General features: G+C 68.7%; 8 protein-coding genes. 3 read left to right on the forward strand and 5 right to left on the reverse strand.

Translation table 11 applies throughout. The features are described from left to right. Positions 1-30: 30 nt before the first annotated feature. Positions 31-2,535: a glycogen/starch/alpha-glucan phosphorylase gene (locus VGJ14_14215; GenBank protein HEY2833579.1), complete on the reverse strand. Its 2,505-nt coding sequence runs from the start codon at positions 2,533-2,535 to the stop codon at positions 31-33. 161 nt (positions 2,536-2,696) lie between these two features. Here VGJ14_14215 and VGJ14_14220 point away from each other — a divergent pair, with 161 nt between their 5' ends. The 3 genes from VGJ14_14220 to VGJ14_14230 all read left to right on the forward strand — a co-directional run bounded on the left by VGJ14_14220 (position 2,697) and on the right by VGJ14_14230 (position 4,975). Then, positions 2,697-3,146 carry a hypothetical protein gene (locus VGJ14_14220; GenBank protein ID HEY2833580.1) on the forward strand — a complete coding sequence of 150 codons (450 nt, stop codon included), beginning with the start codon at positions 2,697-2,699 and terminating at the stop codon, positions 3,144-3,146. A 292-nt stretch (positions 3,147-3,438) separates the two neighbouring features. Then, entirely contained in the window at positions 3,439-4,581 is a 1,143-nt protein-coding gene (locus VGJ14_14225; protein ID HEY2833581.1) for a hypothetical protein, read from the forward strand. 58 nt (positions 4,582-4,639) lie between these two features. Beyond that, entirely contained in the window at positions 4,640-4,975 is a 336-nt protein-coding gene (locus VGJ14_14230) for a metallopeptidase family protein (protein HEY2833582.1), read from the forward strand. Here the strand turns inward: VGJ14_14230 and VGJ14_14235 are convergent, their stop codons facing one another. The 4 genes from VGJ14_14235 to glnS all read right to left on the reverse strand — a co-directional run. Next, a complete protein-coding gene (locus VGJ14_14235; protein ID HEY2833583.1) occupies positions 4,976-5,419 on the reverse strand; it encodes a VOC family protein in 444 nt (147 codons plus the stop codon). 109 nt (positions 5,420-5,528) lie between these two features. After that, positions 5,529-6,245 (reverse strand): hypothetical protein, encoded by a 717-nt coding sequence (locus tag VGJ14_14240; GenBank protein HEY2833584.1) that lies wholly within the window; start codon positions 6,243-6,245, stop codon positions 5,529-5,531. Between the two features lie 38 nt (positions 6,246-6,283). Beyond that, the gene (locus tag VGJ14_14245) at positions 6,284-6,721 is read right to left on the reverse strand and encodes an SDR family oxidoreductase (GenBank protein HEY2833585.1); all 438 of its coding nucleotides are present in this window, start codon (positions 6,719-6,721) and stop codon (positions 6,284-6,286) included. Between the two features lie 220 nt (positions 6,722-6,941). After that, a partial coding sequence (gene glnS / locus VGJ14_14250) for a glutamine--tRNA ligase (protein ID HEY2833586.1) occupies positions 6,942-8,476 on the reverse strand: 1,535 nt, incomplete at its 5' end.

The raw sequence follows: 8,476 nt of genomic DNA on the forward strand, positions 1-8,476 counted from the left end.
TCGGCCCGCTCGGCATGTCCCCGAGCGGGCTCAGATTTTGACGGTGACCGGCGCCACGCTCCAAATGTCCTCGCAGTACTCGGCGATGGCCCGGTCGGAGGAGAACTTCCCACTGCGCGCGGTGTTGAGGATCGACATGCGCGACCACGCCGCCGGGTCCTGCCAGGCCGCGTCCACCCGGTCCTGACATTCCAGGTAGGACGCGTAATCGGCGAGTACCAGGAACGGGTCGTCGAAGCGCAGGTTGTCGACCAGTGGACGGAACAGGTCGGTGTCGCCGCGGGAGAACGTACCGTCGGCCAGCATGTCGAGCACCGCGGCGAGTTGTGCGTTGCCCGCGATGTAGTCGGCGGGCCGGTAGCCGTCGCGCTTGAGACGTTCGACCTCGTCGGCCGTCAGCCCGAACAAGAAGAAGTTCTCCGCGCCGGCCTCCTCGCGCATCTCGACGTTGGCACCGTCCAGGGTGCCGATGGTCAGCGCGCCGTTGAGCATGAACTTCATGTTCCCGGTGCCCGAGGCCTCCTTGCCCGCCGTGGAGATCTGCTCGGAGAGATCCGCGGCCGGGTAGATGAGTTCGGCGTTCTGCACGTTGAAGTTCGGCACGAACGCGACCGTGAGGAACCGGTTCACCTCGGGGTCGTTGTTCACCGTCTCGCCGACGGCGTTGATCAGCTTGATGATCCGCTTGGCCATGAAGTAGCCCGGCGCCGCCTTCCCCCCGAACACATATGCCCGCGGCGGGATGGACAGCCCGGGGTTCTCCTTCAGTCGCCGGTACAGCGTCAGGATGTGCAGCACGTTGAGGTGCTGCCGCTTGTACTCGTGGATCCGCTTCACCTGGATGTCGAAAAGCCACTCGGGGTTGAGTTCCAGGCCCGTGGTGGCCGCGACGTACTGCGCGAGCCGGACCTTGTTGGCCCGCTTGACCTCCCGCCATTTTTTCTGGAACTTCGGGTCGTCGGCGAAGGCCTCCAACCCACGCAGCCGGTCCAGGTCGGCGAGCCACCCGTCACCGATGGTGCGATCGAGTAGCGCCCGCAGGCCCGGGTTGGACAGCGCCAGGAACCGACGGGGCGTCACACCGTTGGTCTTGTTGGAGAACCGCTCCGGCCACATCTGGTAGAAATCCTTCAACACGCTGTCCTTGAGCAGTTCGGAGTGCAGTGCCGCGACGCCGTTGATGGCGTGGCTGCCGACCGTGGCCAGGTGCGCCATGCGCACGCTCTTGCCGCCGTCCTCGCCGATCAGGGACATCCGCCGCAGCCGGTCGTTGTCGCCGGGGAACTTGGCGCGCACCTGGTCGAGGAAGCGCCGGTTGATCTCGAAGATGATCTCGAGGTGGCGGGGCAGGGATTCGCCGAACATGGCCAGCGGCCACGTCTCCAGTGCCTCGGGCAGCAGCGTGTGGTTGGTGTAGCCGAACGTGGCGACGGTGATGGCCCAGGCCTCGTCCCACGGGATTTGCCGCTCGTCGACAAGCAACCGCATCAACTCGGCGACGCCGATAGACGGGTGGGTGTCGTTGAGCTGCAGGGCGAACCGCTCCGGCAACTGCCGCACCGAGACGCTCTCCAGGTCATCCAAAATGTGCAGGACGTGCTGCAGCGAACACGACACGAAGAAGTACTGCTGCAGCAGGCGCAGTCGCTTGCCCGCCTCGGGCTCGTCGTTGGGATAGAGCACCTTGGTGACGGTCTCGGAGTTGACCTCGTCCTCCACGGCTTTGTAGTAGTCACCGGTGTTGAAGGCATCCAACGCGAACGACTCCACGGCCCGGGCGCTCCACAACGTCAGGACATTGCAGGTGCGCACGCCGTAACCCTGGATCGGGGTGTCGTAGGCAACGCCCTTGAGCACCCGGCCCGGGGTCCACCGGACGCGGTCGCGTCCCTCCTCATCGGTGTACTGCTCGCTGTAGCCGCCCCACTTGACCCGGAAGCTCACATCCGGCTTCGCGATCTCCCACGGGTTGCCGCCGGTCAGCCAGTTGTCCGTCTTCTCCACCTGCCAGCCGTCGCGGATCTCCTGGTGGAAGATGCCGAACTCGTAGCGGATGCCGTAGCCGATGGCCGGGCGCTCCAGCGTGGCCAGTGAGTCCAGGTAACAGGCCGCCAGCCGACCCAGACCGCCGTTGCCGAGGCCGGGCTCCGCCTCGCAGGCCAGCACCTCGTCGAGGTCCTGCCCGAGTTCGGCAAGCGCCGCCCGGGCCGCGGCCTCGATGCCGAGGTTGAGCAGGTTCGCACCCAGTTGTGGCCCGATCAAGAATTCCGCGGAGAGGTAACAGGTGACCTTGCGACCGAGATCCAGCGAGGTCTGCGTCGACGCCGCCCGGTTGTCCTGCATGCGATCGCGCACCGCCAGCGCGAGCGCCCGGTAGTAATGCTCGGGCTTGATCGCCGCTGCAGGCCGGCCGATCGAGTAGCGCAGGTGATCGACAATTCCGCGACGGAGCGAATCGGCGTCCGCGCCGGTCCGGCTGTGGCCCCGCTCGGGAGCAGCGGACACGGAGTTCGGGGTCTGCGCCACGTCGGTCATCGTCGCAGCGTGTCACCGGCGTATGCACGCAGGATGAATGTGCGTCTAATCATCGACCTCGGCGGCCAGAGGAGAGGTGTCGGCCACGGCACGTCCTGATCGTCGGATGGCGGTGGTGGACACTGCCGAGGGACCATACGCGCCGAGGAAAGGCGACACCGGTGACGGAGACCCTCAAGGCCGCCCTGCTCGAGAAGGCCACGCGCCCGGTGGTGATCGCCGACCTCGGCGCGCTGGTGGACGCGGAGGTCGCGGCCAAGGGCGGCATCTCCGGGGCGGTCGTCAAGACCGGCTACGCCGCGGTGAAGAAGGTCCGACCGGGCTTCGTCGCGCACGCCATCTCCTCGCTGCTGCCGGGTTTCGTCACCGCGCTGGAGCCGCTGTGGGCCGAGCATCGCAGTGCCGGCGGCGGCGACTTCGGCGCGTTCCTGGCCGCGCGTCCGGATCACTGCGCCGACACCCTGCTCAGCGTCACTGATGCACGTGCCGGAGCCACCGGCCGGGAAAGCCTGAAGAAGGGCTACGACAGGCTCCGCCCGAACGCCAAGAAGCACGTCGTGGCGGCCCTGCCGCGGCTCGGCCGGGTCATCGACAAGCACGCCGCGCGCTGACCGGGCGGTCGGCAACCCAAGATCTACACAGTCCTGACGCACCGTCAGACTTACGCAACCGGGGACAAACCCCGCCATTAAGGCGCCCCGCAGCCGAGCCCTACCCACGTAGGGGCTGCACATGCAGTCGCCAATGTCACCCGAATGGACCGTTTCGGGGACATACGCGCAGGCAAGCCAGATGATGACTGCGGTGCAGCGTCTGAATTACGGGGCTGGTGGGCAAATGTCGGCAAACCTTTCTTACGACCCCGGTCGCGCAGCGCCTGCGCGTACCTCGCGGGGCGCGGTTATGGGAACGGCCACGGGCGCGGCTATCGCGTTCGTGCTGGCCGGGACGGCTGTTCCAGCGGCTGCCGCGCAAACCGCGGACGTCTGCGGTGCGCGCAGCTCGCTCGGCGTGGTCACCTGCGTCTATGACAGCCCCGCGGTGACCCATTACGCGTTACGGGTGCCGGCCGGGGTCACCGACGTGCACATCGAGGCCCGCGGCGCGGCGGGGGGCAACGGCGGCTCGATCAACTCCCGGATGCTGGCTCCGCAGGGGGGCCGCGGCGGCTTCGTGGCGGCCGACTTCCCCGTCGCCGCCGGTGACCTGATGCGCATTGTGGTGGGCGGGCACGGCCAGGACGCCGACGGCATGGCGCCGGGCGCGGGCGGGCGCCACGGAGGCGCCAAGGGCGGGGCCGGAACAATCGGCGGCGGCGGCGGCGGCGGCGCGTCGAGCGTGCGCCTGCGCGGGAGTGATCCCGCCGCGCGCATCCTGGTGGCCGGCGGTGGCGGTGGCGCCGGCGGTGCGATGGACTCACCCGAATACTGGTCCGGCCGCGGCGGTGCCGGCGGCGGCGAGCGGGGCGCAGATGGCATGGGCGGTGCCGGCCGGGGCAAGGACGGCAGAAACCGGGACGGCACGGGCAATGACGGTCTCCTCCGTACCGGCATCGGCCGTGACGTTATGGGCGGCGATGACACCGGCAAGGGCGGCGTCGGTGCGGTAGGACCCACTGGTGGGGCCGGCCTGAAGCGGATCACCGGTGTGGACGGCCACAGCGGATACGACGCGGATCACGGCGGTGGCGGTGGCGAGGGTGGCTACGGCACGTCGAACTCCATCACGCATTCGGGCACCCTGGCCGGCGGCCCGGTCGGGGCCGGCGGTGGCGGTGGCGGCTATGCCGGCGGGGCCGGCGGGGCGGCGGGTGCGACAGTCGGCGGCGGTGGCGGCGGCGGCAGCGGTTTCGTCGCGACCTCGATGCTGGCACCGACCGTGGCGCGGCTGGGCTCGATCCGGTTGTCGATGGGCACCGGGCCCCTCGAGAACGGCGAGGTGGTCATCAGCTACCAGCTCCCGACCGATCGGCATGGTCGCTCCGCGGCCGTGACCCCCCCAACTAGGGGCGCCGCGACATCGAGCAAGCGTCACTCGAACGGCTGAGCTCGCCCCGACGCGGAATATTGTTGCCCGTCACAGCCTTGTGCTGCGCGTGTACGTGATGGCGCGCGAGGAGTTCGAGCTCGAGGTTGCCCGCGTGTTGGAGAAGCTCCCGGCATCGCTGAGCGCGCGCATCGCGAACGTGGCGTTCGGCGTCGAGGACGGGCTGGAGCGGATGAACCTGCTCGGCCTCTATGAGGGAATCCCGCTCACCCGCCGGACCACGCAGTACGCGTTCGCGCTGCCGGACCGGATCACCATCTACCGCTTCCCGATTCTCGCGCGCTGCGAGACGTACGACGAGGTGGTTCGGCGCATCGAGATCGTCGTCAAGCACGAGATCGGGCACTACTTCGGCATCAGCGACGCACGCCTGCACGAGCTCGGCTACGCCTGATCAGGACGTGATCGGCGCCCAGTGCGCGGGCGACCAGTCGCGCTTCGGGTCGGTGGTCTGCCCGACCTCGATGAGGTAGCCGTCGGGATCTCGCAGGTAGCAACGGATCTCGGACTCGTGCTGCTTCGGTGGCGTCAGGAAGTGCGCGCCCCGGCCGCTCCACTCGGCGTACACGGCGTGGATGTCGGCGACCCGGAGATTCAAGAAGCTGCTGACCCGGTCGGGGTCACTGGGCGTTTCCAGGATCACCGTGGGCTTATCGTCCGTGGGGCCGCCGCCGACGTTGATGATGATGAACGTGTTGGCCAGCGCGACATACGTCGGCTCGGGCCCGAAGGCCACCGTGCCGCCGAGTACCTCGGTGTAGAAGCGTCGGGAACGCTCCACATCAGCGGAGACGATGAAGTGGCACGCCACCATGCGCGCTGCGGCCTGATCGGACACGGGCACCTCCACGGTCAACTAGCTCGGTTCAGTCATGGTCAACTACTCGGAATCGGAGCCCCGGCCCCACATTGTCTCCAGATCGGCTGGTCCCTGATCTGATGTAGCCTCAGCTGCTTTTCGCCGCCACGTAGACCGTGTTGGTGGCGCGTCGATCCTGCAAGGGGTTCGCGAAGGAGACGACCCGCGCGCTCGCGCCGGGGAACTCCGCGTCGAGGCGGGCGAGGAAGTCCTCTTCCGGCGGGTCATTGGACCAGAGGGTGAACACCCCGCCCGGTTGCAGATGCGCGCGCAGCCGCGCCAGGCCCGCCGGGGTGTAGAAGCAGCCGTGGGAGGGGTGCAGCAGGTGACTGGGTGAGTGGTCGATGTCGACGACGATCGCGTGGAAGCGGCGCTCCGGCTCGGCGGGATCCAGCCCGGGGCCGGCCATCGCCGCGAAGAAGTCTGCGTGCACCAGGCGACAGCGCGGGTCGGCCACAAGTTGCGCGCCCGCCGGGATAAGTCCCCGCTCGTGCCACTCGATGACCTCGGCCAGCGCGTCGACGACGACGAGCGAACGCACCCGCGGGTCCGCCAGCACGGCGAGGGCGGTGAAGCCCAGCCCCAGCCCGCCGACCACCACGTCGAGATCGGCACCGGCCAACAGCTCCAGCGCGATCCGCGAGATCGCGATCTCCGCCTCGACGAACAGGCTTGACATCAGGAAGTCCTCATCGAGCTTGACCTCGTGGATCTCCTGCCCCGACACCGGATCGACACGACGCCGCAGACTCAACTCCCCCATCGGTGTGGGTCGCCAGTCCAGCTCCTCGAACCGTGCGCCCACGCCGGTGCCTTCCGCTCGCCTGTGCGGACCCTAGCGACTCACAGAGTCTTGATGAGCCCGCCGTCGATGACGAAGTCGCTGCCGGTGACATTCCCGGCGCGGCCTCCCGCCAACAGCAGCACCAAGTCGGCGATCTCCTGCGGGTAGGTGAAGCGACCGGTGGCGCTGTCGGCAGCTTGCTGATCGACGACGTCCTCGGCAGCGATGCCGGTGGCGTGCGCGACAGTAGCGGCGACGCCGTCCTGACCGAGCCACAGGTCGGTCTGGACCGGCCCCGGGCTGACGGTGTTCAGCCGCAGGCCGCGGGGGCCGAATTCCTTGGACACGGATTTGCAGAAGTTGGTCAGCGCGGCCTTCGCGGCGCTGTAGTCGACGACGGCCGGGTCGGGCAGGAACGCGTTCACCGAGCTGATCGTCACGATGGTCGAGGCGCTGTGCTGCAACAGGTGGGGCAGTGCGGCCCGGGTGGTGCGCACCGCGGCGAGGAAGTTGAGGTTCGGCCCGTCTCGGCCAGCGCCTCGAGTTCGGGGCTTCCGTGCTGGGAACCGGCGACGACGTAGGCGCCCTCGGCGGCCAGCGATCGCACAATGGCCAGGCCGATACCTCGGCTCGCGCCCGTCACGACCGCGACCTTGTCGGTGAGTTGCAGGTCCACTGGTCTCCACTAACTCTCGACGCGGCGGCGGCGACAGGCAATCAGCCTTTCCGCTTCTGGATGTTCGCCCACTCGTCCCGCAGACCCACGGTGCGGTGGAAGGTGCCGGGAGTGTCCAGGTCCGTGGCGAAGTAACCCAGCCGCTCGAACTGCACGACCTCGCCGGGCTTGGTGTCGGCCAGCACGGGCTCGGCTTTCGCACCGGAGATCGTGCGGCGCGAGGCCGGGTTCACGGTCGGTTCGGTGCCGTCGCTGCCGGGCCGCGGGTCGGCGAACAGCCTTTCGTACAGATGCACGGTGACGTCGACGGCGTGCGCCGCGCTCACCCAGTGCATGGTGGCCTTGACCTTGCGGCCGTCCGGCGCGGCTCCGCCACGGGTCAGCGGGTCATAGGTGCAGCGCACCTCGGTGACGTTGCCGCCGGAGTCGGTGATCACGTCGGTGGCCGTGACGAAGTAGCCGCCGCGCAGCCGGACCTCCCGGCCTGGCGCGAGCCGGAAGTACTTCGGCGGCGGCTCGAGCTTGAAGTCGTCCTGCTCGATCCAGAGTTCGCCGCTGAACGGCACGCTGCGCACGCCCGCCGCCGGGTCCTCCGGGTTCTCGACCAGCTCGACGTGCTCGACATGACCCTCGGGCCAGTTGGTGATGACGAGCTTCAGCGGTTCGAGCACGGCCATCCGGCGCAGCGCGTGCGCATTGTGGTGGGTGCGGACGAACGACTCCAGGAACTCGATCTCGGAAGTGGAGTTGGTCTTCGCGACCCCGAGCGTCGTCACGAACTCCCGGATCGCCGAGGCCGGGTACCCTCGGCGTCGCATGCCCTGCAGCGTGGGCATCCGGGCGTCGTCCCAGCCGTCGACCGTCCCGTCCTCGACGAGCGCGCGCAGGAGGCGCTTGGACATGACGGTGTGCGTCAGCCCCAACCGGGCGAACTCGATCTGCTCGGGCCGCTCCCGCGGCAGGTCGAGGTGGTCCAGGCACCAGTCGTAGAGCGGCCGGTGGTCGGTGAACTCGAGCGTGCAGATCGAGTGGGTCACGCCCTCGATCGCGTCCGACTGCCCGTGCGCCCAGTCGTAGGTGGGGTAGATGATCCAGTCGGTCCCGGTGCGGACATGCGCGACCCGGCGGATCCGGTAGAGCACCGGGTCGCGCAGGGCCATGACGCTCGCCTGCATGTCGATCTTCGCGCGCAGGACGCGCGAGCCGTCGGCGAACTCCCCGTCGCGCATGCCGCGGAGCAGGGCGAGGTTCTCTCGGGCGTCGCGGTTGCGGTGCGGCGAGGAGATGCCGGGCTTGCCGAAGCCGCCGCGCTGTAACCGGATGGTGTCGCCGTCCTGGTCGTCGACATAGGCCAGACCCTTGCCCACCAGCACTTCCGCCCAGTCGTAGATCTGGCCGAAGTAGTCCGAGGCGTAGCAGACGCTGGCCGGGGTGAAGCCCAGCCAGGCCACGTCGGCGAGGATCGCCTCGACGTACTCGTGGTCCTCCGCCTCGGGGTTGGTGTCGTCGAAGCGCAAGTTGCAGACCCCGCCGAACTCCGCAGCAATGCCGAAGTTCAGGCAGATGCTTTTGGCGT

This window comes from Sporichthyaceae bacterium (assembly GCA_036493475.1).
Classification (GTDB): Bacteria; Actinomycetota; Actinomycetes; order Sporichthyales; family Sporichthyaceae; genus DASQPJ01.

Bases quoted from the DNA above. Each gene is read 5' to 3' on its own strand.
- VGJ14_14215 (HEY2833579.1), bottom strand. From the start codon at position 2,535: ATGACCGACGTGGCGCAGACCCCGAACTCCGTGTCCGCTGCTCCCGAG.
- VGJ14_14225 (HEY2833581.1), top strand. From the start codon at position 3,439: ATGGGAACGGCCACGGGCGCGGCTATCGCGTTCGTGCTGGCCGGGACG.
- VGJ14_14230 (HEY2833582.1), top strand. From the start codon at position 4,640: ATGGCGCGCGAGGAGTTCGAGCTCGAGGTTGCCCGCGTGTTGGAGAAG.